We start from the raw sequence: 25,284 nt of genomic DNA on the forward strand, positions 1-25,284 counted from the left end.
AGAAAATCTCTACCCTTTAGGCGACGGCGCGAGAACGATCTTGCTCACGGCGTCGCCAGGAGAGCATGGAGCTGCTGTCGTAATACTTTGGTCAGTGACAGCAACAGCTCCGTCCGATATCGGAAGAACGTATGGACAGCGTCGTAGCCGAAGTCCGCCCTGACGCGGATGATCGTTTCGAGACCGAGCGGATCACCGCGGCGGTCAATGCACTCGCCGAACAGCATGCCGGCCGCGAGGACCAGTTCCGCGCCGCGATGGCGCAACTGCTCAAGGCCGAGCTGATCGCCGCGCGCGCCACGGCGCAGACGCTGCTGCTGAAGGACCGCCACGGCCGCCGCTGCGCGGAACGGCTGTGCTTCGTGCAGGACGAGATCATCCGCATCCTCTACGCGGCGGCGACCCGGCATCTCTATCACTCGCCGATCCCCTCGGGCGCCGAGCGCATGGCCGTGGTCGCGACCGGCGGCTATGGCCGCGGGCTGATGGCGCCGGAATCCGACATCGATCTGTTGTTCATCCTGCCCTACAAGCAGACCGCCTGGGGCGAGCAGGTCGCCGAAGCCATCCTCTATTGCCTCTGGGACATGGGGCTGAAGGTCGGCCACGCCACGCGCTCGGTCGATGAATCGATCCGCCAGGCGCGCGGCGACATGACGATCCGCACGGCGATCCTGGAAACCAGGTTCCTAACCGGCGACCAGCCGCTCTACGACGAGCTGGTCGAACGCTTTGACAAGGAAGTGGTGCAGGGCACCGCAGCGGAATTCGTCACCGCCAAGCTCGCCGAGCGCGAGGAGCGGCATCGCCGCGCCGGCCAGTCGCGCTATCTGGTCGAGCCCAACGTCAAGGACGGCAAGGGCGGCCTGCGCGACCTGCACACGCTGTTCTGGATCGCGAAATACGTCTACCGCGTGCGCGAGACCGACGAGCTGCTGGAGCGCGGCGTGTTCGACGCGCAGGAGTACCGCACCTTCCGCCGCTGCGCCGACTTCCTGTGGTCGGTCCGATGCAATCTGCACTTCTTTGCAGGGCGCGCCGAGGAGCGGCTGTCGTTCGACATGCAGCGCGAGATCGCGGTCCGCCTCGGCTACACCTCGCATCCCGGCATGCAGGACGTCGAACGCTTCATGAAGCACTACTTCCTGATCGCCAAGGACGTCGGCGACCTCACCGCGATCCTGTGCGCCAAGCTCGAAGAGGAGCACAACAAGCCGGCGCCGGTGCTGAGCCGGATGGTGGCGCGGCTGCGGCCCGGCGCCAAGCGGCGGCGGGTGGCCGGCAGCGACGACTTCATCGTCGACAACAACCGCATCAATCTCGCCGCGCCCGATGTGTTCAAGCACGATCCGGTCAATCTGATCCGGATCTTCCGCCTCGCGCAGCAGAACAACCTCGCCTTCCATCCCGACGCGATGCGTACGGTGACGCGCTCGCTGAAGCTGATCAACACCCAGCTCCGCGACAACGAGGAAGCCAACCGCCTGTTCATGGAGATCCTGACCTCGAACGATGCCGAGACCGTGCTGCGGCGGATGAACGAGACCGGCGTGCTCGGCCATTTCATCCGCGCCTTCGGCAAGATCGTCTCGATGATGCAGTTCAACATGTACCACCACTATACGGTGGACGAGCATCTGCTGCGCTGCATCGGCTACCTGCAGGACATCGAGCGCGGCGGCAATGAGGAGTTCACGGTCGCCAGCGACCTATTCCGCAAGATCCGTCCCGAACATCGCCCGGTGATCTATATCGCAACCCTGCTGCACGACATCGCCAAGGGCCGACCGGAGGATCATTCGATCGCCGGCGCCAAGGTGGCGCGGCGGCTGTGCCCGCGGCTCGGGTTCTCCGCGGCCGATACCGAGCTGGTGGCGTGGCTGATCGAGGAGCACCTGACGATGTCGACGGTGGCACAATCGCGCGATTTGTCGGACCGCAAGACCATCGAGAATTTCGCCGCTGTGGTGCAGTCGGTCGAGCAGATGAAGCTGCTCACGATCCTGACCACCGCGGACATTCGCGGCGTCGGCCCGGGCGTCTGGAACGGCTGGAAGGCGCAGCTCCTGCGCACGCTCTACTATGAAACAGAGCCGGTGCTGACTGGCGGCTTCTCCGAGGTCAACCGCGCCCAGCGCATCGCGGTGGCGCAGGCCGAGTTCCGTCGCGCCTTCACCGAATGGCCGGAGGTCGAGCTCAACGCCTATATCGGCCGGCACTACCCGGCCTACTGGCTCAAGGTCGAGTTGCAACGCAAGATTCGCCAGGCGCGCTTCATCCGTGCCAGCGAGCAGGCCGGCCACAAGCTCGCGATCAATGTCGGATTCGACGAGGTCCGTGCCGTCACCGAGCTCACGATTCTCGCGACCGACCATCCCTGGCTGCTGTCGATCATCGCGGGCGCCTGCGCCTCGGCCGGCGCCAACATCGTCGACGCGCAGATCTACACCACGACCGACGGCCGCGCGCTCGACACCATCTCGATCTCGCGCGAGTACGACCGCGACGATGATGAAGGCCGCCGCGCGACGCGGATCGGCGAGATGATCGAGCAGGTGCTGGAGGGCAAGCTCAGGCTGCCCGAGGCGGTGGCCAAGCGCGCGGTGCGCAGCAAGGCGCGGCCGTTCATCGTCGAGCCCGAAGTGACCATCAACAACCAGTGGTCCGACCGCTACACCGTAATCGAGGTCTCCGGCCTCGACCCGCCCCGGCCTGCTCTACCAGCTGACCACCGCGATCTCGAAGCTCAACCTCAACATCGCCTCGGCGCATGTCGCGACCTTCGGCGAACGCGCCCGCGACGTGTTCTATGTTACCGACCTGCTCGGCGCCCAGATCACCGCGCCGACCCGGCAGGCCGCGATCAAGAGCGCGCTGCTGCATCTGTTGTCGAGCGAGGACCAGGCGGCGAAGCCGGCGGCGTAGCGGCCGACTCCCCTCTATCCGTCATTCCGGGGCAGCCCGCAGGGCTGAACCCGGAATCGATCAGGCCTCACGTTTGCGGTGAAATGGATTCCGGGCTCTCGCTTCGCGAGCCCTCAGATGCCCAATTGCGCATCGGGAAATCACGACCGAGAAACTGAGCCCGGAATCCATCAGGGCCGGGGCTAGACGGGGAGTGGATTCCGGGCTCTCACGGAGGCTGTTGTCGGACCCGTTTTGCGCGACCCAGGCGTGAGCAGCCAGCGCGTCGGTCCCGGCAGCCTGCCGGACTTGGATCCAGAGCGGGCTACGATCCTGGATCCGGCACGTTCAATTGCGACTGCAGCGTCGCGAGGCTCGCCCCCAGCAAGGCCAGGTAGCTCGCCTGACAGAGCACAGCGCCCAAATCGAAGACGTCGAGCAGATCGATCCAGGGGTTGCCGGCCGGCACGCTCGCGGCTTGCTTGCCGCCATCGATAACGAAGGGCTGGAAACTGCGGTCACGCCGCTGAGGCGTGGTCTCGCGCCCGACATCGTCGGAACAGAGGATCAGATGCAGGCGCGTGTTGGGCATTTCAATCTCCCGTCTCGGATTGACGATTGCTGAACCCCGGAGGCCTCTACTGTCATCGAGTTACCCAATAAGCGTAGCCGCCGGGAGGAAACCGGCCATTGAACGGAGGTTGATCCAGCCGTTACATTCGGATGGGGACGACATACTTTGGTTTAGCCGCAACCTGGGCCTGCGTTGGTCCGACGATTGCGCTTTCCGCGCGATCTCACGCGATGCGAGTGGATCGCCAAAAATCGCCCCCACGATCCGGTTCGGACGTCGAGAAAGCTGCTAATGTGCAGTTTGTAAGGAGGGCGACGTTGTCGCCGCTGATGATAGCGGTCACCTAGCGACGCAGCGCGGCCCATGATGGCCAAGTGCTGGTGCTGCCGATGATGCGCATCCCGACCACGAGGTCCTGGTCGGCCGAGCAATGGCTGCTCGGCGGCATGGTGCTGGCTTTGGCCGCAACCTGCATTGGGCTGCTGCTTGGTCCGCAGCCTGCCGCTTCCGCCCATCTGATCGCGCTGGCGCTGTTGATCGCCTCGCTTGCCGCCGCATTGCTGATGATGGGGGTGGTGGGCCGCACCCACAGGCAGATGGAAGCCATGTTGCGCGGCCGGGTCAGCGGCGAAGAGCGCGCAATAGAGGCCCTGCGCAACAGCGAAGCGCAATGGAAGGAGGTGTTCGAGCACAACCCGGTCATGTACTTCATGGTCGACGCGACGGGTCTCGTGCTGTCGGTCAACACGTTCGGCGCGGCGCAACTCGGCTACACCGTCGACGAATTGCTCGGGCAATCCGTGCTGCGGGTCTTTGCCGCCGAAGACCATCAGGCGGTGCAGCGCAACGTCGCGGCGTGCCTCGACAACATCGGCCAGACCCACAATTGGGAGATCCGGAAGGTCCGCAAGGACGGCTCAGGACTTTGGGTTCGTGAAAATGCCAAGGCCGTGCGGCGGCAGGACGATCTATTGATCGTGCTGATCGCATGCGAGGATATCACCGAGCGCAAACAGGCCGAGAACGCGCTGCTGCAGAGCGAAATGTACCTGAGCGAAGCCCAGCGATTGAGCCACACCGGCAGCTTTGGCTGGCACGTCGCCAGCGGTGAGGTGATCTGGTCGGAAGAGACGTTCAGGATCTTCGGATTCGACAGGGCTCCTTCCATCAAGCATGCCACGGTCCTTCAACGCATCCATCCGGATGATCGCACCCGCGTGCAACGGACCATCGACCGCGTCTCGCTCGACGGCAAGGACTTCGAGCACGGCTACCGGCTGCTGATGCCGGACGGCGCGATCAAATATGTTCACGCCAGGGCGCACGCGGTGACCACCCCTTCGGGCGACACCGAATTCATCGGAGCGGTTACCGACGTGACCGCCCGCAAACGCGCCGAGGCGGAATTGCATGAAGCGCAGACCAACCTCGCGCACGTCACGCGCGTGACCGCACTCGGCGAGCTCGCCGCATCGATCGCCCATGAAGTGAACCAGCCGCTTGCCGCGGTGGTCGCCAACGCCGCGGCATGCCTGCGCTGGCTCAACCGCGCGGCTCCCGATCTGAATGAAGCGCGCGGAGCGGTCAGGTCGATCATCAGCGACGGCAACCGGGCGGGCGAGGTCATCCAGCGCGTCCGCGCGCTGGTGAACAAGACAACCGGTCAGATGGCGCCGCTCGACATCAATGAAGCCATCAACCAGGTGATCGGCCTGGTGCAGCACGAACTGCAGAGCCACCTTGTATCCCTGCAGCTCGACCTCGCTCCCGCGCTCCCGCCGGTCGTCGCCGACCGCGTCCAGCTGCAGCAGGTCATCCTCAACCTCGTCGTCAACGGCATCGAAGCCATGCAGCCGGTCACGGACAGGCCACGGGAACTCGTGATCCGGACCCGCCAGGACGATGCCGGGCAGATCCTGGTCACGGTCACCGACTGTGGTGTCGGGGTTGCGACAGAGCATGCCGAGCGGCTGTTTGACGCCTTCTACACCACCAAAGCCAGCGGCATGGGAATGGGGCTGTCGATCTGTCGCTCGATCGTCGAAGCCCACCGAGGGCGCCTGTCCATGTCCGGAAATATCGGCCCCGGCACGACGTTCCAGTTCACCCTGCCGCTGCGTCAGGAGGATCATGCATGGTGATTGGACACGCGGCATCGTCTCCCGCTCTCGCGAACGCCGAGCCGATCGTGTTCGTCGTCGACGACGACGCGTCCGTGCGAGACTCGCTGGGCAATCTTTTCCGGTCGGTCGGCCTGCGCACCGCCGCGTTCGGGTCGGCCCATGAATTTCTCCAGCACAAGCTCCCCGATGTTCCGAGCTGCCTGATCCTGGACATCAGGCTGCCCCGGCTGAGCGGCCTGGACTTCCAGGCCGAGCTGGCCAAGGCCGACATTCATATTCCGATCATCTTCATGACCGGCCATGGCGATATCCCGATGACGGTCAGAGCCATGAAGGCCGGAGCCGTCGACTTCCTGACCAAGCCGTTCCGCGATCAGGACATGCTGGATGCCGTCACGACCGCGATCGAACGCGACAGAACGCGCCGCAATGAGGCCAGGGCGCTCGCGAACCTGCGCGCAGCCTTCGCGACCCTGACCCCGCGTGAGCGCCAGATCATGAGCCTCGTCACCGCGGGACTGATGAACAAGCAGGTCGCCGCCGAAATCGGCGTCGCCGAGATCACGGTCAAGATACACCGCGGGCACATCATGCGGAAAATGGCGGCGAAGTCGTTGCCTGACCTGGTCAGGATGGCGCAGATCCTCGGGGTCAAGCAGGCAGCCGGCGGCGCGCAAACCTAAGTATGATTCTCCGGCCACGGCCGACGACGCACTGTGGCGCCGTGAGAGCAGACACCAGAGGCCCCTCTGGCCGTTCCAGGAAACCCTTCTTGTCCAACCCGGTGATCTCAATCGTCGACGATGACATGTCGGTCCGCACCGCGACCGACAATCTGGTCAGGTCGCTGGGCTACGCGGTCCAGACCTATGCGTCGGCTGAAGAATTCCTGCATTCGCCGCAGCTGGACGACACCTCCTGCGTGATCGCCGATGTCAGGATGCCGGCCATGAGCGGGCTCGACCTGCAGGCCCGTCTGATTGCCGACGGACGGCGCGTTCCGTTCATTTTCATCACGGCCTTCTCCGTCGAAACCGATCGGGCCCGCGCCATGGAGGCGGGAGCGATCTGCTTTCTGATCAAGCCGTTTGACGGAGATGCGCTGGTCAAATGCCTCGATGCCGCGCTCGCACGGCATGACACAACGACGAGCGCGTGAGTTCAAATCGAGTATACGCAAGGATGATGCCGGGAAACATTTGGACAAGTTGCGCATCGACGGTGGCAGCGCAAGATTTCGCGGCGCCGCCCCTCAGGAAGACCGGCGGCAACGACAGCATCAGACATTCTTGATTGGCCAATGGCAGTTCCTTGGAGGGAAGTCGCCATGCGTAAGGAACCGCGCTGCGCCGAGTGTGACAGTGAAGATGCCAAGATCATCTGCCTGCGAAATCCGGCGGGTGAACGCTACTGCGGACGGCTCTGTCTTCACAAGGGTCAAGAAGACTTCATTCGCTGGCTTTGGCGAGCGAATGCGGAGGCAGCATCATGACGGGCCGTTGCGGGAATCCAGGTTGCCGGCGGCCGTTCGGGCTGGTCCGGCACAGCTGGTACTTGGAGCAATTCTGCTCGACGAAGTGCCGCGAGATCTACAAGCGGCAGTTGGAGCGCAACAAGGTCTATTGGAAGTGGCTCTATTCCCTCCCGAGAACCGGCGGCCCATCGAAAAAGCTGATCTGACGCGCTCAAGGAGATCCAATGACGACGGTCGATGCGATGCTGGTAGGAGCGATCCTCGCGTGGGTGCCTTCGCTGATTGTATTCCTCTACATCGTGCGTGATCTGCGAAACATGCCGCGCGAGGATCTCGATTGATCGTCTCGCTGCGGCTGGGTTCGGCCGCTACACCTCAACGCCCTCGTGGCGCAGCAGCCAGCGCTTGCGCTCCAGTCCACCGCCATATTTGACCAGCGAGCCGTTGGCGCCGATCAGGCGGTGACAGGGCACGACGACGCTGATCGGGTTGGAGCCGTTGGCGTGGCCGACCGCGCGCATCGCGTTCGGCACTTTCAGTCTTGCCGCCAGCGCGCCGTAGCTCATCGTGGTGCCCGGCGGGATCTTCGGCAACGCGTGCCAGACCTTCTGCTGGAACGGCGTGCCGGCGACGCGCCATTCGACATCCGCAAGCCGATCGAGATCGCCGTTGAAGTAATCGCCAAGCGCCTTGCGCATCGCAGCCAGTGCGCGGCCGTCCCGCAGCGTCACGGCGCCATGGTGCAGCCGCAGCAGATCGAGCATGCGCCCTTCATAGTCGTCCCAATCGAGCGCGCGCAGCACGCCGTCGTCATCGGTCACCAGCAGCGCGGTGCCGATCGGCGTCTTGAGGCGGTCGAGGTTGAAGGTCTGTGCGGTCTTGCGGTCGGCCATATCAGTACTCTGGAAAGTCATCGCCTGGAAACAGGTCGCTCGGCATACAATTCACCGTGCGCGTGCTAGCGTCCACCCGAATTCCGGCTGGAGCGTTTTCGAGCGAAAGCCTGTCCCGGACCTGATCCGGGATGGACACCGGTTCGCGTGAAGAAAACGCGTCAAAACAAGAATCTTGAGCTTTGGTTCTGATTCAATCAGAACCAAAGCTCTTGGGGGGACCGAGCATGCTTTGGATAGCCAATTTTCTGGTCGCGGTGGTGGCTGCGCTGCACATCTATTTCCTTGTGCTCGAGATGTTCCTCTGGACCAAGCCGCTCGGGCTGAAGACCTTTCGCAACTCGATCGAGAAGGCCAATGATTCGGCCGTGCTTGCCGCCAATCAGGGGCTCTATAACGGCTTCCTTGCCGCCGGACTGATCTGGGGCCTGATGCACGGCAATGCCGCCTTCGCATTCCAGATCAAGACATTCTTCCTGCTCTGTGTGATCGTCGCCGGCGCTTACGGTGCCGCCACCGTCAGCCGCCGCATTCTTTATGTGCAGGCGGCGCCCGCGGCGCTCGCACTGATCCTGCTCTGGCTCGCTTAAAGCGCGGGCTCCGCTTCACCTCGCCCCGCTTGCGGGGAGAGGTCGGATCGCATCGTTAGATGCGATCCGGGTGAGGGGGTACAGGTACGTCCACTGGCATCGCAGGTGGAGAGAGCCCCTCACCCCAACCCTCTCCCCGTAAGAACGGGGAGAGGGAGAAGACGTACGCTGACGCGACATCGCGCGCAGGGCCATCGCCTTGCAATGCCCTCACCGTTCCTCCATCATCCCGTTCAACGGTGACATCCGCCGGCTTGACGCTTGCGGACAAGATCACCGGCAACATGGGAGGTCACGGACATGAGGAGCGTGCAATTGCTCGCTGCGACAGCGCTTGCCATCGCGTTGTCGGTTACATCGGCCACCGCGCAGAAGAAATACGACGTCGGCGCGACCGACACCGAGATCAAGATCGGCCAGACCGTGCCGTTCTCGGGCCCCGCATCCGCCTATGCCGGCATCGGCAAGACCCAGGCGGCCTACCTCAAGATGATCAACGATCAGGGCGGCATCAACGGCCGCAAGCTGAACCTGATCCAGTATGACGACGCCTATTCGCCACCGAAAGCGGTCGAGCAGGTGCGCAAGCTGGTCGAGGGCGACGAGGTGCTGTTCACCTTCCAGATCATCGGCACGCCATCAAATGCCGCCGTGCAGAAATATCTGAATGCCAGGAAGGTGCCGCAGCTGCTCGCCTCCACCGGCGCCTCGCGCTTCTCCGATCCGCAGAACGCGCCCTGGACGATCGCCTTCAACCCGAACTACCAGTCCGAGGGCCGCATCTACGCCAAATACATCCTGGCCAATCACCCGAACGCCAAGATCGGCATCTTCTACCAGAACGACGATCTCGGCCGCGACTACATCACCGGCCTGAAGAGCGGGCTCGGCGACAAGGCCGCGAGCATGATCGTCGCCGAGGTGTCCTATGAACTGACCGACCCGACCGTCGATTCCCAGATCGTCAAGCTGAAGGCTGCCGGCGTCGACCTGCTCTATAACGCGTCGACGCCGAAATTCGCAGCTCAGGCGATCCGCAAGGTAGCGGACCTCGACTGGCACCCGGTGCACATCCTCGACATCAATGCGAGCCCGGTGTCGGCGACGCTGAAGCCGGCCGGCCTCGACATCTCCAAGGGCATCATCTCGACCAATTACGGCAAGGATCCCGCCGATCCGCAGTGGAAGGACGATCCCGGCGTGAAGGCCTATTTCACCTTCATGGACAAATATTACCCGGAGGGCGACAAGCTCAACACCGTCAACACCTACGGCTATTCGACGGCCGAACTTTTGATCCAGGTGCTCAAGCAGTGCGGCGACGACCTCACCCGCGAGAACCTGATGAAGCAGGTGACCAGCCTGAAGAAGTTCGTGCCGAGCCTCGCGCTGCCGGGCATGTCGATCACGACCGGACCGAACGACTATCGCATCAACAAGCAGATGCAGATGATGAAGTTCAACGGCGAGCGCTGGGAGCTGTTCGGCCCGATCATCGAGGACACCGGACCGGCGGGCTAGCGGCTCGCAGCCATCTCCGGCCACGAAAGCCGGCGCAGCGCATCCCCGCTGCGCCGTTCCTTTTTGCGCCGCCCCCTACTTTGGTTGACTGAAATCGCTCACCTTTTCGGCATCCGTCGCCTTGCATCGCAGCAACGGTTCCTCCAGTATCCCGGCCCAGCGATGGCGACCGCGGGACCTTGAACCCGCGGACAAGATCATCGGCCAACCATCAGTCACGTGAGGGAAACAGCATTATGAGGAATGGGATTTTCCACCTGGTCACGGCAACGGCGCTCGCGATCGCGCTGTCTGCAACGTCGGCCTCCGCGCAGAAGAAGTACGATCCCGGCGCGAGCGACACCGAGATCAAGATCGGCCAGACCGTCCCCTTCTCCGGACCGGCTTCCGCCTATGCCTCGATCGGCAAGACCCAGGCGGCCTATTTCAAGATGATCAACGATCAGGGCGGCATCAACGGCCGCAAGATCAACCTGATCCAGTATGACGACGCCTATTCGCCGCCCAAGGCCGTCGAGCAGGTGCGCAAGCTCGTCGAGAGCGACGAGGTGCTGTTGACCTTCCAGATCGTCGGCACGCCGTCGAACGCCGCCGTGCAGAAATATCTCAACGCCAAGAAGGTGCCGCAGCTCTTCGCGGCCACCGGCGCCTCGAAGTTCACCGATCCGAAGAACTTCCCGTGGACGCTCGGCTTCAATCCGAACTACTTCGTCGAAGGCCGCATCTACGGCCAGTACATCCTGAAGGAGCATCCGAACGCCAAGATCGGCGTGCTCTATCAGAACGACGACCTCGGCAAGGATTATCTGAACGGCCTCAAGGCCGGCCTCGGCGACAAGGCGGCCAAGATGATCGTGGCCGAAGCCTCCTACGAGGTCTCCGACCCGACCATCGATTCCCAGGTGATCAAGATCAAGGACGCCGGCGCCGACCTGTTCTTCTCGGCCTCGACGCCGAAGCAGGCAGCCCAGGCGATCAAGAAGATCGCCGAGCTCGGCTGGCATCCGGTCCACATCGTCGACATCAACGCCACCTCGGTCGGCGCCGTGCTGCAGCCGGCGGGCCTGGAGGCCTCCAAGGGCCTGATCTCGACCAACTACGGCAAGGATCCGGCCGATCCGCAGTGGAAGGACGATCCGGGCATGAAGCGCTATTTCGACTTCATGGCCAAGTACTATCCCGACGGCGACAAGAACTCGAACTTCAACACCTACGGCTACTCCACCGCCCAGCTGATGGTGCATGTGCTGAAGCAGTGCGGCGACGAGCTGACGCGCGAGAACGTGCTGAAGCAGGCCACCAACCTGAAGAACGTCGACCTCGACATGGCGCTGCCCGGCATCAAGGGCAACACCACGCCGAACGACTATCGCGTCAACAAGCAGCTGCAGATGATGAAGTTCAACGGCGAACGCTGGGAGCTGTTCGGCCCGATCCTCGAGGATGCCGGCCCGGCGGGCTAGTCGTTCGCGCAGAGTTGAGATGCAATCGGCGGCCTGCGGGCCGCCGATTTTGTTTTGGGGCTTCGCCCTGTCACCGTCATTGCGAGGAGCGATAGCGACGAAGCGATCCATCGCTCCGCAAGCCGAGACATGGATTACTTCGCTTCGCTCGCAATGACGTCGATGGAACGGTGCACTCCGTCACCCTGAGGAGGCCGCAACGCGGCCGTCTCGAAGGGTCGACGGCCACCAGCCGGGCCGTGCATCCTTCGAGACGCGCTGCGCGCTCCTCAGGGTGACGGTGATAGAGATTCGTCTCGCGCTAACGCGACCTCACTTCGGTATCTCACCAAAATTCTTCCCGACCGGCAGCACCGCGTGCCGGATCAGCCGCGAATCTTCCATGCCGGCCTGGCGGTGCTTCACCGCCTCGCGATAGACGGGATCGCGGATCATTTCGACGAAGGCAGCGACGCTTGGATACTCGGCGATGAAACAATGATCCCAGCGCTCCTCTTGCGGACCGATCAGCATCAGCTCGAAGCGGCCCTGCCACACGATGCGTCCACCAAGCCGTTCGAACACCGGGCCGCTCTCGCGGCCATAGGCGGCATAGGCCTCCGCGCCGGTCGCCTTGCGGCCGTCGGGATAGGCGGCCCACTCACGCAGGCGCACCAGATTGAGCATGTGGATTGGGCCCGGCCGGTTGTTGTCCCGGAATTGCGCGAAGACGTCTTTCGTCGGATCGATATGGCCCATGCGGTGCTCCTTTGTTTTATTTGTTCCATCGTTATGTAGCACGCGCCGCCTCACCTCCTAATCCCCCGTTAAGCTTTGCGTAACCGCCCCTTAAACCGGGAACGCTAGCGTGCGCCCCTGTCAGGGTGTGAGCGTTGCGGATGGCGTGGGGACGTAAAAAAGGCGGTGCGCGCAAGGAGCCGCTGTTCGGGCTTCCGGCCGCGCTTGCCGACCTCCGACTGTCGCCCTCCGATCGCGTGCCCGGCGGCGGCGACGACAAGCCCGCCAAATCCAAACCCAAAAGCAGCGACAAGAGCAACGATTCCGGCAGCGAAAAAACGCGCCCGTCGCGCAGCGGCAGCAAGCGGCGCGGCAAGTCGCGCGGCTTCGGCATCGGCCGCCTGTTCTATTGGACCGCGGTGCTCGGCCTGTGGGCGGGCATTGCGGTGATCGGTGTCGTGGTGTGGGTCGGCGCGCATCTGCCGCCGATCCAGTCCCTGGAAATTCCCAAGCGTCCGCCGACGATCCAGATCGTCGGCATGGACGGCAGCGTGCTGGCGCAGCGCGGCGAAATGGCCGGCGCCAACATCGCGTTGAAGGACCTGCCGCCCTATCTGCCGAAGGCGTTCATCGCCATCGAAGACCGCCGCTTCTATTCGCATTTCGGCGTCGACCCGGTCGGCATTCTGCGCGCAGCCGTCACCAACGTGCTGCATCGGGGTGTGTCGCAGGGCGGCTCGACCTTGACCCAGCAGCTCGCCAAGAACCTGTTCCTGACCCAGGAACGCACCATGCAGCGCAAGCTGCAGGAGGCCGAGCTCGCGCTGTGGCTGGAACGCAAGCATTCCAAGGACGAGATCCTCGAGCTCTATCTCAACCGCGTCTATTTCGGTTCCGGCGCCTACGGCGTCGAGGCCGCAGCGCAACGTTATTTCGGCAAGTCGGCGAAGAACGTGACCTTGCCGGAAGCCGCGATGCTCGCGGGCCTCGTCAAGTCGCCGTCGCGGCTGGCGCCGAACCGGAACCCCGAGGGCGCCGAGCAGCGCGCGCAGGTCGTGCTCGCGGCGATGGCCGATGCCAAGTTCATCACCGAAGCGCAGGCAAAGGCCTCGATCGGGCAGCCTTCGATTGCCGTGAAGCCGGCCGGCGCCGGCACCGTGAACTATGTCGCCGATTGGATCGGCGAAGTGCTCGACGATCTGGTCGGCCAGATCGACCAGGACATCGTGGTGCAGACCACGATCGATCCGAAGCTGCAGAACGTCGCCGAAGCCGCCGTCATCGACGAGCTCGCCGCCAAGAGCGTGAAGTTCAATGTCAGCCAGGGCGCGCTGGTGGCGATGACGCCCGACGGCGCGGTGCGCGCCATGGTCGGCGGCCGGAACTATGCCGAGAGCCAGTACAATCGCGCCGTCACCGCGAAGCGGCAGCCGGGCTCGTCGTTCAAGCCGTTCGTCTATCTCACCGCAGTCGAATCCGGGCTGACGCCGGACACCATCCGCACCGACGCGCCACTCGATATCAAGGGCTGGAAGCCGGAGAACTACACCCACGAATATTTCGGCTCGGTGACATTGACCCAGGCACTGGCGATGTCGCTGAACACGGTGGCGGTGCGGCTCGGCGTCGAGGTCGGCGCCAAGAACGTGGTGCGCACCGCGCACCGGCTCGGTATCTCCTCCAAGTTGGAGCCCAACGTCTCGATCGCGCTCGGCACCTCGGAAGTGTCCGTGCTCGAGCTGGTCGGCGCGTATGCGCCGTTCGCCAATGGCGGCTACGCCGTGTCGCCGCATGTGGTGACCAGGATCAAGACCAGCTCCGGCAAGCTGCTGTATGACCGCCCGACAGACCCACCCAACCAGGTGATCGAGCCGCGCTATGATGCGATGATGAACGCCATGATGCGCGAGACGCTGATCTCGGGCACCGCGCGCAAGGCGGAAATCCCCGGCTGGACCGCCGCCGGCAAGACCGGCACCAGCCAGGATTATCGCGACGCCTGGTTCATCGGCTACACCGCCAAGCTCGTCACCGGCGTCTGGCTCGGCAATGACGACAATTCGCCGACCAAGAAGGCGACCGGCGGCGGCCTGCCGGTGGAAGTGTGGACCCGCTTCATGAAGGCCGCGCATCAGGGCGTGCCGGTCGCAGCGATCCCGAACTCGCAAGGCAGTTGGGCCCCGGCGAACCTGATGCAGATCTCGTCGCAGATATCAGCGCCGGCGGCACCGATGCAGATTCAGCCGCCGATGCAGGCACCGGCGCCGGCCCCGTCCGGCGGCGGCTATTATCGCCAGCCACCGCCGACGCCGGCCCGCGCCTCGGCGCCACCGAACCCGAACGCGCGGCCAGAGGCTGCGGCGGGGCTGGATGGATGGTTGGCCGATCGGTTGTTTCGGTAGGCGTTAGGCCGAAGGTCGCACCGCAACCCCAACTGTCATCCCCCGCGAATGCGGGGATCCAGTGCGCCGCGGCTTATCAGTTGAACACGAATGCCTCTGGAATACTGGATCGCCCGCTTTCGCGGGCGATGACAGCAATAATTGGGGCGAAGGGCTCGCCTACTCCTGAATCCCGTAACGATGCAGGTCGTTGCCGTAGGTGTCGAGCCAGTTCTTGGCGCGCGTGACCGACGCGCACACCTTGTCGACAACCCGCCAGAACCGTGCCGAGTGGTTCATCTCGACGAGATGCGCGACCTCATGGGCGGCGAGGTAATCGAGCACGAAGGGCGGCGCCAGGATCAGCCGCCACGAGAACGACAGCGATCCCGCCGAGGTGCACGAGCCCCAGCGGCTGGACTGGTCGCGGATCGAGATTCGCCGCACCCGTACGCCGAGTTCCGCGGCGTGCAGCTGCGCCGCCTTCTGCAGATCCTTGCGCGCCTCGCGCTTGAGGAAGTCATGCACCCGGCGATCCATATGCTCGACGCCGCCGGCGACGCAAATGATCTTCTCGCCGCTGTCGCGCGTCTCGGTCCAGACCGTGCCGCGTTCGCCCGAGCGGTGCACCAGCCGGTGCGGCATGCCGCGCAACGGCACCACGGTGCCGGGCTGGAACGGCGCGGCCTTCGGCAGACGGCCAAGACGGGCTGCGATCCAGCCGCCATGGATATTGGCGAACTCCTTCGCCTCCACGATCGTGCCGCGCGGCGGCATGGTCAGGATCGCTTCGCGATCGGTTGGATGAATCCTGAGCGTATAGCGGCGCGCGCGCCGGTGCCGGCGCAGCCTGACGGTGAAGAACTGGGAGCCGTGTCTGACCAATACGGTCGCGGGTTCGGCAGGCCGCCGATAGAGGAGCGCGCGAGTAGCCATTTCTGAGAGTCCGGGGAGCAGGAGTTCGCCCGAACTTTGCCATATCCGCCGCCAGGGAAAGCGCTCGGCGCAAAAACAAATCATTTGCCCAATATACAGGGGTTGGCCGTTAATTGACCTCTACCGGCAGGGGGCGGAACCGGATTTTTTCTGATGAATCGGAGTCACGAAAAAGGCCCAAGCGATGAAATTAAATTCATCACTTGAGCCTTGGCTGATTTGAGATTCTTTTAGTTAAATCAGTGACTTGCGCGACTGCGATAATCGCGGCCGGGATGATACCTATTCGGCCGCAGCGACCAGGGATAGCCGCGTATTGGCCGCCGAAACCATGAAATCGGAGATCCGCGGCACGATTTCGGAGCGGAACCGCGAGCCGTTGAACACGCCGTAGTGGCCGACGCCCTTCTGCACGTAGTGCACGCGGCGATGGTTCGGAATCGCGGTGCAGAGCGCGTGCGTTGCCTCGGTCTGGCCGAGGCCGGAGATATCGTCCTTCTCGCCTTCGACGGTCATCAGCGCGACGCGGCGGATCTTCGACGGATCGACCGGATTGCCGCGATGGGTCATCTCGCCCTTCGGCAGCGCGTGCTTGACGAAGACGAGGTCGACGGTCTGCAGGTAATACTCGGCGGTGAGGTCCATCACCGCGAGATATTCGTCGTAGAACTCACGGTGCTTGTCGACGAGATCGCCGTCACCCTTCACCAGATTGGCAAACAGCGCCTTGTGCGCGTCCATGTGCCGATCCAGGTTCATGCTGATGAAGCCGTTGAGCTGCAGGAAGCCCGGATAGACGTCGCGCATCACGCCCGGATGCGGGAACGGCACCTTGGTGATGACATTGTTGCGGAACCACTCGATGCCGCGCTCTTCCGCGAGGTTGTTGACCGCGGTCGGATTGCGCCTTGTGTCGATCGGACCGCCCATCAGCGTCATCGACAGCGGCACGAACGGGTCGTTGCTGGCTTCCATCACCGAAACAGCTGCCACGACAGGTACAGAAGGCTGGCACACCGCGACGATGTGCATGTTGCCGCCGAGCGCGTGCAGCATCTCGATCAGGTAATCGACGTAATCCTCGAGATCGAACCGGCCGGCCGCGAGCGGCACCATGCGCGCATCGGCCCAGTCGGTGATGTAGACTTCATGGGTCGGCAGGAACGCTTCGACCGTGCCACGCAGCAGCGTCGCATAATGGCCCGACATCGGCGCCACGATCAGCACGCGCGGCTGCGGCGAGCGCAACGGGCGCGTCAGCTTGCGATCGAAATGCAGCAGGCGGCAGAACGGCTTTTCCCAGACCGTGCGAACCTCGACCGCCGTGCGGATACCGTTGACCTCGGTCGTCGGCAAGTTCCATTCGGGCTTGCCGTAGCGGCGCGTGGTGCGCTCGAACAATTCGCAGCCGGCGGCGATCGACTTGCCGAACTCGGTGTGCGTCCACGGATTGAGCGGGTTCTGAAACAGGATCTTGGTGGCGTCGGTCACGGCGCGTACCGGATTGAGCGACGCATGCGCCATCTCGTACATCCAGTACATCGGCGTCGTGAGTGCCGGGCTGCCTTCCGCCGCTAGTGGCGGGGCACCGCCAAATTCACCGATGGGCATAGTATTTTCAGACCCCTGTTTTGCGCCGCAGCATACTGACCAATGCGTAACAATGCGTCAATGCGCCGCGAGCCGAATCTGGGGGCGATATCGGGCTAAAACACCGAGAATCCACGGGAAAGTGACATTTATTCACCACCCCCGAGCAGCGATCCGTTGCGTTTGGCGCTCTGCAAAAGGGCAAGGAAGACCGCAAAAGAGGCAGTGAACAGAATGGCGTTGATGACCAGCGCCCAGGCCATCAGGTCGGCGCGGAAGACGTGATCGATCAGCAGCGACCGCATGCCTTCGAACACGTAGGTCGGCGGCAACGTCCAGGCGACGTATTGCAGCCAGCTCGGCAGCACCTCGACCGGATAGTAGATGCAGGCGAGCGGCATCACCGCGAACATCAGCGTCCAGACGATGCTTTCCGCCCCTAACCCGTTGCGCAGCACAAGGCCCGAGGCGAACACGCCGACCGACCAGCTCGTGAAGATCAGATTGCAGAAGAACGCGATCAGCGGCAGCCCGATGGCGTAGAAATTGAAGCCGAAGAAGAACAGCGCCAGCAGCGTCATCGGGATCACGCCGATGGCGAGCCGGATCAGGCTCATGATCATCAGCGAGAGCAGGAATTCGATCGGCTTCAGCGGGCTCATCATCAGGTTGCCGAGATTGCGCGCCCACATCTCTTCCAGGAACGAGATGGAGAAGCCGAGCTGGCCGCGAAACAGGATGTCCCACAGGATCACGGCGCCGATCAGCGTACCGCCCGCCTTGGCGAAGAAGCCGGACGCCTGCGAGATGTAATTCTGCAGGAAGCCCCAGGTGATGATCTGCAAGGCCGGCCAGTAGACCAGCTCCAGCAGCCTCGGCCATGACGACATCAGCAGATACCAATAGCGCAGCACCATCGCATTGATGCGTTGCAGTGAAATGCCGCGCGGCTGATGGCTGACGATCTCGCTCATGATGTGCCCTCCGGCGCGCCCTCCCGAAGGCGGCCGCGCGCCACGTCGAGGAACACCTCTTCCAGCGTGTCGCGGTTGTAGCGCGCCATGATCCCCTCGGGGCTGTCATCGTCCTCGATCTTGCCGCGCTTCATGATGATGACGCGGCCGCAGAGGCGCTCGACCTCCAGCATGTTGTGCGAGGCCAGCAGGATGGTCGCGTTATGGGTCTTGCGGTAGGTCTCGAGATGCTGCCGCACCCAGTCGGCGGTATCCGGGTCGAGCGAGGCGGTCGGCTCGTCGAGCAGCAGAAGGTCCGGCTCGTTGATCAGCGCCTTCGCCAACGCGACGCGGGTCTTCTGCCCGGCGGACAGCTTGCCGTTGGAACGGTCCAAAAATTCCTTCAGATCGAGATCGGCCGCGAGCTGGTCGATCCGCTCGCGCAGATGCTTCACGGCATAGAGGCGGCCGAAAATGGTCAGGTTCTGCCGCACCGTGAGCCGCATCGGCATGTCGACATAGGGGCTCTCGAAATTCATCCGGCCAAGCACGTCGTAGCGCTGTTCGGGAATTTTCGCGCCGAGCACCGCGACGCTGCCCGAGGTCGGCAGCACCAGCCCCATGATCATCGCGATCGTCGTGGTCTTGCCGGCGCCGTTGCCGCCGAGCAGGCCAGTGATGCTGCCGCGCGCGATACGGAAGGAGATGTCGTCGACCGCACGGGTGGTCTTGTAGACCTTGACCAGATGCGCAGCGTCGATCGCGGCCGATCCGTCCTGATCGGCCGCGGGCGGCTGATTGGCCGCAGGCGCTTGCCCCTGACCTGTCCCGCGCTGTTGCATATGGCCGTCATTGGGGCATTGCGACAATAAGCGCAAGGCTTGCCCCGCGTGCTTGCGCTAAGTCGCGAATTTGTGCGCCGCCCACGGCACAGCTAAAGTCCAGAGATGACCGACTTCGCTTCCGATTTCCGCCAACCCCGCCGCTATGTCCGCCTGGATACGATCCTGCGGCTGCGCTGGCTCGCCGCGCTCGGCCAGCTCGTCGCGATCTTCATCGTGGCCCAGGGACTGGAATTCGACGTTTCCGATCGTCCCCTGCGTCATCATCGTGACGTTCTCGGCTCTGCTCAATCTGGCGCTGCAGATCGCGTTCAACCCGATGCAGCGGCTGGAGCCGGTCTATGCCGCGGCCCTGCTCGCGTTCAACATCGTCGAGCTCGGCGGCCTGCTGTACTTCACCGGGGGCTTGCAGAACCCGTTCTCGTTCCTGTTCCTGGCGCCGGTGCTGATCTCGGCCACGGTGCTGCCGATCCGTCTGACGATCGCGCTCGGCTGCCTTGCGGTCGCCTGCGCCTCGGCGCTGTTCTTCTACCATCTGCCGCTGCCTTGGGACGGCGACGATCCGCTGGTGCTGCCGCCGATCTATCTGATCGGCGTCTGGCTTTCGATCCTGCTCGCGATCGGCGTCACCAGCCTTTACGCATTCCAAGTGACCGAGGAGGCGCGCCAGCTCTCCGATGCGCTTGCCGCAACCGAGTTGATCTTGACGCGCGAGCAGCATCTGACCCAGCTCGACGGCCTCGCCGCCGCCGCCGCGCATGAACTCGGCACGCCGCTGTCAACGATCTTCCTGATCTCGCGCGAGCTCGAGAAGACGGTGCACGACCCGGCGATTACCGACGACCTCAAGACGCTGCGCGAGCAGGCGCAGCGCTGCCGCGACATCCTGAGCAAGATTGCGCAACTGTCATCGAGCGGCGCGCCGTTCGACACCATGAAGCTGTCGACCCTGATCGAGGAGGCGGTGGCGCCGCATCGCGATTTCGGCATCAACATCAAGGTGCGGCTTGCTGTCGCAGCAACGCGTGAACCGGTCGCCGCCCGCAATCCCGCGATCCTTTATGGCGTCGGAAACATTTTGGAAAATGCGGTCGATTTCGCGCACCAGACGGTCGAGGTGAATGCGTGGTGGAACGCCGAAACCATCGAGATCGTCGTCTCCGACGACGGTCCCGGCATCGCGCCTGACATGCTGAAACGGATCGGCGAGCCGTATTTGTCCCGCCGCCGGGGCGCAGATGAGGCCCAAAACGCGCGTGGCGGCCTGGGCTTGGGCGTTTTCATCGCAAGAACGCTGCTGGAACGCACCGGAGCCAAGGTGTCGTTTACCAATCGCACCTTCCCCGATCACGGCGCCGTGGTGCAGATCGTCTGGCCCCGCGAGCGCTTCGAGGAAGCCGCGCCGATCGATGAAACCGAAGCCTGAGAACGATTCTTAATCGTAACTCTGGCATACCGGATGCAGCGCTCTTTCCGGAATGGCACGCGACTTTCGGCTGCCTTGGCAGCGCCGCAGTAGGACCCCATATAATAGGTGTCTGCCACAGGGAAAAATGGACCGTGAACGCCATCACTGAACTGAATGACCATGCCGACCGCTCGCTCCTCATCGTCGAGGACGACAAGCCGTTCCTGGAACGCCTGTCGCGCGCGATGGAGACGCGCGGTTTCGCAGTGAAGTCATGCGACACGGTGTCTGATGGTCTCGCCGAGATCGGCCGTTCCGCACCCGCTTTCGCGGTCGTCGACCTCAGGCTCGGCGACGGCAACGGCCTCGACGTCGTCTCGGCGTTGAAGCGCAAGCGCCCCGAGGCGCGCGCCATCGTGCTGACCGGCTACGGCAACATCGCCACCGCCGTGACCGCGGTGAAGATGGGCGCCGTCGACTATCTGTCGAAGCCCGCCGATGCCGATGACGTCGTTGCTGCGTTGCTCGCGACCGGCACCGAGAAGTCCGAGCTGCCGGCCAATCCGATGTCGGCGGACCGCGTGCGCTGGGAACACATCCAGCGCATCTACGAGATGTGCAACCGCAACGTCTCGGAAACCGCGCGTCGCCTCAACATGCACCGCCGAACGCTGCAGCGCATCCTCGCCAAGCGCGCGCCGCGCTAAGCGATCGCATCACTTTTGTTTTGGCGATGGCCGGGCTCGTCCCGGCCATTTGCTTTTGTCGTTTCGTGGGAATGGGTAGAGCGCTATCACCGTCACCCTGAGGAGCGCGCTCTTGCGCGCGTCTCGAAGGGTCGACGGCCACTAGCCGGGCCGTGCATCCTTCGAGACGCCGCTTCGCGGCTCCTCAGGATGACGGGTCAACATCGCGCCCTTGCCTAGAGTTCCTCATGCCCTTGCGGATCGATCAGCCGGTTGATCCGCTGCGCTGCCGCCATCGCAAAGCGCACCGTCATCGCCTTGCGGGTTGCCGCCGGCAGGCGGTGCTCCGGCGCCTCGCAATGCAGATGCGCGCCGTAGGCGTCGGCGATGATCAGGCCGGTGTCGGTGGGAAAAATCTCACACGGAAGATCCTGCGTGAAGGCGAAGAACAGCCGGTCGCAATGCATCCGGTAGTCCTGCCATTTCTGGTCGGCACGCAGATCCTCGAGCGATGACTTGATCTCGACAATCCAGATCTCGCCGCGCTCGTTCAGCGCCACCAGATCGGCGCGGCGGCCGGACGGCAGCGGCAATTCGCTGATGCAGGAAAATCCCAGCGACCTCAGAAGTCTCGCCGTGCCGCGCGCGATCGCAAGCGCAGTCTCCGACTGGCGTCGGTCGGGCGCGGGCACAAGCGCGATCTGGCGGGCGGACGATTCCATCGCTCAAGGATAGCCGATTCCGCGAGAGCATGATCCGGAAAAGTGGAGCGGCGCACCGGGCAGGAACCTGCCGCTGCCTCACCGCTTATCCCACGGCCGCCACCATGAGCGGACCGATGAGGGCTGCCCGTTGATCGACGACCTCTGGTACAAGAATGGCGTGATCTACTGCCTGTCCGTCGGCACCTACATGGATGCCAGCGGCGACGGCATCGGCGATTTCAGCGGCCTGCTGCGGCGCTTGGACTATCTGCACGGGCTCGGCATCACCGCGATCTGGCTGATGCCGTTTCAGCCTTCACCCTGCAGGGACGACGGCTACGACATTTCGGACTATTACGGCGTCGATCCGCGCTACGGCACGCTGGGCGATTTCGTCGAATTCACCCATGGCTGCCGGCAACGCGGCATCCGCGTGATCATCGATCTCGTCGTCAATCACACGTCGGACCAACACGCCTGGTTCAAATCCGCACGTAGCTCGAAGCACTCGCCCTTTCGCGACTGGTATGTCTGGTCAGACAAGAAGCCCGCCAATGCCAACACGGGCATGGTGTTTCCCGGGGTCCAGAAATCGACCTGGACGCGCGACAAGCAGGCAGGCGCCTGGTACTTCCATCGCTTCTACGATTTCCAGCCGGACCTCAACACATCGAACCCGCACGTACAGGCCGAAATCCTCAAGATCATGGGGTTCTGGATTCAGCTCGGCGTCTCGGGCTTCCGCATGGACGCCGTGCCCTTCGTGATCGCAACCAAGGGCGCCTCCGTGCGCAAGCCGGTCGAGCAATACGACATGCTGCGATCGTTCCGCGAATTCCTGCAATGGCGCCAGGGCAACGCGATCATCCTCGCCGAAGCCAATGTCTTGCCCGAGACGGACATGGAGTATTTCGGGCGCGACGGCGACCGCATGCAGATGATGTTCAATTTCCACGTCAATCAGCATCTGTTCTACGCGCTGGCGTCAGCCGATTCGAAGCCATTGGCGAAAGCCTTGACGGCGACCAAGCCACGGCCTGCGACCGCGCAATGGGGCCTGTTCCTGCGCAATCACGATGAACTCGACCTCGGCCGCCTCACCAAGGCGCAGCGTGAGGCGGTGTTCAAGGCATTCGGTCCCGACAAGAGCATGCAGCTCTACAATCGCGGCATCCGTCGGCGCCTTGCGCCGATGCTGGGCGGCGACCGACGGCGCCTGGAGCTCGCCTATAGCTTGATGTGCACGCTGCCCGGCACGCCCGTGATCCGCTACGGCGATGAGCTCGGCATGGGCGATGATCTCGACCTGCCCGAGCGCACTTGCGCGCGCACGCCGATGCAATGGTCGACCGAACCGCACGGCGGCTTTACCGAGAGCGATCGGCCATGCGTACCCGTGATCGACAAGGGACCCTACGGCTATGAGCACGTCAACGCCGCCAAGCAGCGGCGCGACCCCAATTCGATGTTGAACTGGACCGAGCGCATCATTCGTATGCGCAAGGAAGTCCCCGAGGTCGGCTGGGGGGATTTCAAGATCATTGCAACCCGAAATCCTGCCGTCCTGATCATGCGCTACGACTGGCGCAACAACTCGGTGCTGTTCGTACACAATTTCGCGGAAAAGCCGCTCGAGATATCGTTCGACGTTGGGCTGCCCGACGACGCCGGCAATCACCTCGTCAACCTTCTGACCGAGGATCACAGCCGCGCCGACGATGGCGGCCGTCACAAGCTTCTGATCGAGGCCTATGGCTATCGCTGGTACAGGGTCGGCGGGCTCGACTACCTGCTCAAGCGCAGCGATATCGATACCAACGAGCCCCGCAAGCCCCGTTAGTCGCCATGAGGCGGACCGAGAATCACGCCTTCATTGCCGCGCAGGTCGAGGACGCCTTCGACCTTCTCGCCCTGCCGGTCCATGAAGGTCGAGAGCAGAACCTCGTTGCTGAAACCAATGGCGCTGGAAGAGACCGATGCGGGGGCCGCGCCGAAATTCAGCGCGATCACGACCACGCCCTCGGCGCTGCGCCGTCTGTAGAGCAGGACGTCGCCGTGCGCCGTCGCCGGCTCATAGCTGCCATGGACCAGCTGCGGCAGCTTTCGCCGCAACGCGATCAGCGCCTTGTAGAGGTTGAGGATCGACGCCCGCTCCGCCTCCAGGCTTGCGACATTATCGCTCGCAAAATCCTGCGCGAGCGGCAGCCACGGCCTGACCGTCGAGAAGCCGGCATAACGCTCGGCACTCCATTGCATCGGCGTGCGGCAGCCATCGCGACCGACGCCGATATCAGGCACGTTCTTCTCGAAGGGATCGCGCACCTCGCCAGGGGCGATCGCAACCTGACGCATCCCGATCTCGTCGCCGTAATACAGCGTCGGCGTGCCGCGCAGCGTCAGCAGCAGCATCGCGGCGACCGGCACCTGCGCGGGCCCCACCCGGCTCGCCACCCGCGGCCGGTCGTGATTGCCGAGCACCCAGTTCGGCCACGCGCCCGGCGGCAGCGCCTTTTCGTAGTCGGCGATGATCATCTCGACCGAGCGCGCGCTCCACAAGGTCGACAGCAGCGCGAAATTGAACGGCATCTGCGCGCCGCGCAGATCGTTGCCGTAATAGGCGACCAGCCGGTGCAGCGGCAGATAGATCTCGCCGATCAGCACGCGATTGTCGAACTCCTCGGTGACGCCGCGCATCTCGGTGATGACCGCATGGACTTCGAGCTGATCGGTCGAATATTGCGTCAGCACCTTCTCGTGCGGCGGTCGTCCTTCGCGATAATGCGGGTTCGGCGGATTGTCGCGGAATTCGGCGTCCTTGATCAGGTGCCAGATCACGTCGACACGAAAGCCGTCGACGCCCTTGCGCAGCCAGAAGCGCATCGCGTCATAGATCGCGTCCCGGACCTCGCGATTGCGCCAGTTCAGATCAGGCTGCTGGGTAAGGAAGGCGTGGTAGTAGTACTGGCCGGAGGCCTCGTCATACGTCCAGGCGCTGCCGCCGAACTCCGACAGCCAGTTGTTCGGCGGACCACCTTCCGGCGCCGGGTCGCGCCAGATGTACCAGTCGCGTTTCGGGTTATCGCGCGAGCTCTTCGCCTCGATGAACCAGGGATGCTGATCCGATGTGTGGTTCGGCACCAAATCGAGGATCAGCTTGAGGCCGGAATCGTGCGCAGTCGCGACCAGCTCGTCGAAATCCTCCATCGTCCCGAACAGCGGGTCGATGCCGGTGTAGTCGGAGATGTCGTAACCGAAATCGGCCATTGGCGACGAAAAGATCGGCGACAGCCAGACCGCGTCGACGCCAAGCCGCGTCAGATAGGGCAGCCGCGCGATGATCCCTCTGAGATCGCCGACGCCATCGCCGTCGCTATCCCCGAACGAGCGCGGATAGACCTGATAGAAGATGCCGCGCCGCCACCAGTCCCTGTCGTCCCGATCCATCCCGTCCCCCCAAGCTCGCAGCCCGGTCCAGGCCGCCCCGCGCCCCGGGGCGGTCTGCCGGTTCAGGGATGACGCACAATT

General features: G+C 63.6%; 18 protein-coding genes and 2 pseudogenes. 11 read left to right on the plus strand and 9 right to left on the minus strand.

What is annotated here, in order from left to right:
* Positions 1–131 precede the first annotated feature (131 nt).
* A pseudogene (locus ACVIGA_RS19950) lies at positions 132–2,925 on the plus strand ([protein-PII] uridylyltransferase).
* Positions 2,926–3,229: 304 nt separating this feature from the next.
* Here the strand turns inward: ACVIGA_RS19950 and ACVIGA_RS19955 are convergent.
* Positions 3,230–3,496 carry a hypothetical protein gene (locus ACVIGA_RS19955; protein WP_456667678.1) on the minus strand — a complete coding sequence of 89 codons (267 nt, stop codon included), beginning with the start codon at positions 3,494–3,496 and terminating at the stop codon, positions 3,230–3,232.
* 515 nt (positions 3,497–4,011) lie between these two features.
* On the opposite strand from ACVIGA_RS19955, the gene ACVIGA_RS19960 reads away from it, so the two are divergent.
* The 3 genes from ACVIGA_RS19960 (at position 4,012) to ACVIGA_RS19970 (ending at position 6,760) form a co-directional block, all read left to right on the plus strand.
* Positions 4,012–5,619 carry a PAS domain-containing sensor histidine kinase gene (locus ACVIGA_RS19960; protein WP_456667679.1) on the plus strand — a complete coding sequence of 536 codons (1,608 nt, stop codon included), beginning with the start codon at positions 4,012–4,014 and terminating at the stop codon, positions 5,617–5,619.
* A complete protein-coding gene (locus ACVIGA_RS19965; protein WP_456667680.1) occupies positions 5,613–6,284 on the plus strand; it encodes a response regulator transcription factor in 672 nt (223 codons plus the stop codon). Before ACVIGA_RS19960 ends, ACVIGA_RS19965 begins: the two co-directional genes overlap by 7 nt.
* Before the next feature lie 89 nt (positions 6,285–6,373).
* On the plus strand, positions 6,374–6,760 hold the full coding sequence (locus tag ACVIGA_RS19970; RefSeq protein ID WP_456667681.1) for a response regulator transcription factor: 387 nt from the start codon (positions 6,374–6,376) through the stop codon (positions 6,758–6,760).
* Between the two features lie 683 nt (positions 6,761–7,443).
* Here ACVIGA_RS19970 and ACVIGA_RS19975 read toward each other — a convergent pair.
* Positions 7,444–7,968: a methylated-DNA--[protein]-cysteine S-methyltransferase gene (locus tag ACVIGA_RS19975; protein WP_456667682.1), complete on the minus strand. Its 525-nt coding sequence runs from the start codon at positions 7,966–7,968 to the stop codon at positions 7,444–7,446.
* A 227-nt stretch (positions 7,969–8,195) separates the two neighbouring features.
* Between ACVIGA_RS19975 and ACVIGA_RS19980 the strand changes: the two genes are divergently transcribed.
* The 3 genes from ACVIGA_RS19980 to ACVIGA_RS19990 all read left to right on the plus strand — a co-directional run bounded on the left by ACVIGA_RS19980 (position 8,196) and on the right by ACVIGA_RS19990 (position 11,542).
* A complete protein-coding gene (locus tag ACVIGA_RS19980) occupies positions 8,196–8,558 on the plus strand; it encodes a DUF1304 domain-containing protein (protein WP_456667683.1) in 363 nt (120 codons plus the stop codon).
* 300 nt (positions 8,559–8,858) lie between these two features.
* Positions 8,859–10,079, plus strand: a complete 1,221-nt coding sequence (locus ACVIGA_RS19985; protein ID WP_456667684.1) for an ABC transporter substrate-binding protein — start codon at positions 8,859–8,861, stop codon at positions 10,077–10,079.
* A 236-nt stretch (positions 10,080–10,315) separates the two neighbouring features.
* Entirely contained in the window at positions 10,316–11,542 is a 1,227-nt protein-coding gene (locus ACVIGA_RS19990) for an ABC transporter substrate-binding protein (protein WP_456667685.1), read from the plus strand.
* A gap of 312 nt (positions 11,543–11,854) precedes the next feature.
* Here ACVIGA_RS19990 and ACVIGA_RS19995 read toward each other — a convergent pair whose 3' ends face one another.
* Positions 11,855–12,280 carry a DUF1330 domain-containing protein gene (locus ACVIGA_RS19995; RefSeq protein ID WP_456667686.1) on the minus strand — a complete coding sequence of 142 codons (426 nt, stop codon included), beginning with the start codon at positions 12,278–12,280 and terminating at the stop codon, positions 11,855–11,857.
* 140 nt (positions 12,281–12,420) lie between these two features.
* Between ACVIGA_RS19995 and ACVIGA_RS20000 the strand changes: the two genes are divergently transcribed.
* A complete protein-coding gene (locus ACVIGA_RS20000; protein ID WP_456667687.1) occupies positions 12,421–14,661 on the plus strand; it encodes a transglycosylase domain-containing protein in 2,241 nt (746 codons plus the stop codon).
* A gap of 159 nt (positions 14,662–14,820) precedes the next feature.
* On the opposite strand, the gene ACVIGA_RS20005 is transcribed toward ACVIGA_RS20000, so the two are convergent.
* The 4 genes from ACVIGA_RS20005 to ACVIGA_RS20020 all read right to left on the minus strand — a co-directional run bounded on the left by ACVIGA_RS20005 (position 14,821) and on the right by ACVIGA_RS20020 (position 18,961).
* Positions 14,821–15,660 carry a M48 family metallopeptidase gene (locus ACVIGA_RS20005; protein ID WP_456667688.1) on the minus strand — a complete coding sequence of 280 codons (840 nt, stop codon included), beginning with the start codon at positions 15,658–15,660 and terminating at the stop codon, positions 14,821–14,823.
* Between the two features lie 198 nt (positions 15,661–15,858).
* Positions 15,859–17,187 carry a polyhydroxyalkanoate depolymerase gene (locus ACVIGA_RS20010; protein WP_223971907.1) on the minus strand — a complete coding sequence of 443 codons (1,329 nt, stop codon included), beginning with the start codon at positions 17,185–17,187 and terminating at the stop codon, positions 15,859–15,861.
* 128 nt (positions 17,188–17,315) lie between these two features.
* Positions 17,316–18,140, minus strand: coding sequence for an ABC transporter permease (locus ACVIGA_RS20015; protein ID WP_223971905.1), 825 nt, complete (start codon positions 18,138–18,140; stop codon positions 17,316–17,318).
* Entirely contained in the window at positions 18,137–18,961 is an 825-nt protein-coding gene (locus ACVIGA_RS20020) for an ABC transporter ATP-binding protein (RefSeq protein ID WP_456667689.1), read from the minus strand. The genes ACVIGA_RS20015 and ACVIGA_RS20020 overlap by 4 nt, the downstream gene beginning before the upstream one ends.
* A 105-nt stretch (positions 18,962–19,066) precedes the next feature.
* On the opposite strand from ACVIGA_RS20020, the pseudogene ACVIGA_RS20025 reads away from it, so the two are divergent.
* Both ACVIGA_RS20025 and ACVIGA_RS20030 read left to right on the plus strand, forming a co-directional pair.
* Positions 19,067–20,387, plus strand: a pseudogene (locus ACVIGA_RS20025) (ActS/PrrB/RegB family redox-sensitive histidine kinase).
* Between the two features lie 134 nt (positions 20,388–20,521).
* On the plus strand, positions 20,522–21,076 hold the full coding sequence (locus ACVIGA_RS20030; protein WP_092120369.1) for an ActR/PrrA/RegA family redox response regulator transcription factor: 555 nt from the start codon (positions 20,522–20,524) through the stop codon (positions 21,074–21,076).
* Positions 21,077–21,291: 215 nt separating this feature from the next.
* Here the strand turns inward: ACVIGA_RS20030 and ACVIGA_RS20035 are convergent, their stop codons facing one another.
* Positions 21,292–21,777, minus strand: a complete 486-nt coding sequence (locus ACVIGA_RS20035; RefSeq protein ID WP_456667690.1) for an MmcB family DNA repair protein — start codon at positions 21,775–21,777, stop codon at positions 21,292–21,294.
* A 130-nt stretch (positions 21,778–21,907) separates the two neighbouring features.
* On the opposite strand from ACVIGA_RS20035, the gene ACVIGA_RS20040 reads away from it, so the two are divergent.
* On the plus strand, positions 21,908–23,599 hold the full coding sequence (locus tag ACVIGA_RS20040; RefSeq protein WP_456667691.1) for an alpha-amylase family protein: 1,692 nt from the start codon (positions 21,908–21,910) through the stop codon (positions 23,597–23,599).
* Here ACVIGA_RS20040 and ACVIGA_RS20045 read toward each other — a convergent pair.
* On the minus strand, positions 23,596–25,203 hold the full coding sequence (locus ACVIGA_RS20045) for an alpha-amylase family glycosyl hydrolase (protein WP_456667692.1): 1,608 nt from the start codon (positions 25,201–25,203) through the stop codon (positions 23,596–23,598). The genes ACVIGA_RS20040 and ACVIGA_RS20045 overlap by 4 nt on opposite strands.
* Positions 25,204–25,284 lie beyond the last annotated feature (81 nt).

The organism is Bradyrhizobium sp. USDA 3240, assembly GCF_054063295.1.

Excerpts from the sequence above, each read along its gene's own strand:
- ACVIGA_RS19955 (WP_456667678.1), bottom strand. The coding sequence starts at position 3,496 with ATGCCCAACACGCGCCTGCATCTGATCCTCTGTTCCGACGATGTCGGG.
- ACVIGA_RS19965 (WP_456667680.1), top strand. The coding sequence starts at position 5,613 with ATGGTGATTGGACACGCGGCATCGTCTCCCGCTCTCGCGAACGCCGAG.
- ACVIGA_RS19975 (WP_456667682.1), bottom strand. The coding sequence starts at position 7,968 with ATGGCCGACCGCAAGACCGCACAGACCTTCAACCTCGACCGCCTCAAG.
- ACVIGA_RS19980 (WP_456667683.1), top strand. The coding sequence starts at position 8,196 with ATGCTTTGGATAGCCAATTTTCTGGTCGCGGTGGTGGCTGCGCTGCAC.
- ACVIGA_RS19985 (WP_456667684.1), top strand. The coding sequence starts at position 8,859 with ATGAGGAGCGTGCAATTGCTCGCTGCGACAGCGCTTGCCATCGCGTTG.
- ACVIGA_RS19990 (WP_456667685.1), top strand. The coding sequence starts at position 10,316 with ATGAGGAATGGGATTTTCCACCTGGTCACGGCAACGGCGCTCGCGATC.
- ACVIGA_RS19995 (WP_456667686.1), bottom strand. The coding sequence starts at position 12,280 with ATGGGCCATATCGATCCGACGAAAGACGTCTTCGCGCAATTCCGGGAC.
- ACVIGA_RS20000 (WP_456667687.1), top strand. The coding sequence starts at position 12,421 with ATGGCGTGGGGACGTAAAAAAGGCGGTGCGCGCAAGGAGCCGCTGTTC.
- ACVIGA_RS20005 (WP_456667688.1), bottom strand. The coding sequence starts at position 15,660 with ATGATTTGTTTTTGCGCCGAGCGCTTTCCCTGGCGGCGGATATGGCAA.
- ACVIGA_RS20010 (WP_223971907.1), bottom strand. The coding sequence starts at position 17,187 with ATGCCCATCGGTGAATTTGGCGGTGCCCCGCCACTAGCGGCGGAAGGC.
- ACVIGA_RS20015 (WP_223971905.1), bottom strand. The coding sequence starts at position 18,140 with ATGAGCGAGATCGTCAGCCATCAGCCGCGCGGCATTTCACTGCAACGC.
- ACVIGA_RS20020 (WP_456667689.1), bottom strand. The coding sequence starts at position 18,961 with ATGCAACAGCGCGGGACAGGTCAGGGGCAAGCGCCTGCGGCCAATCAG.
- ACVIGA_RS20035 (WP_456667690.1), bottom strand. The coding sequence starts at position 21,777 with ATGGAATCGTCCGCCCGCCAGATCGCGCTTGTGCCCGCGCCCGACCGA.
- ACVIGA_RS20045 (WP_456667692.1), bottom strand. The coding sequence starts at position 25,203 with ATGGATCGGGACGACAGGGACTGGTGGCGGCGCGGCATCTTCTATCAG.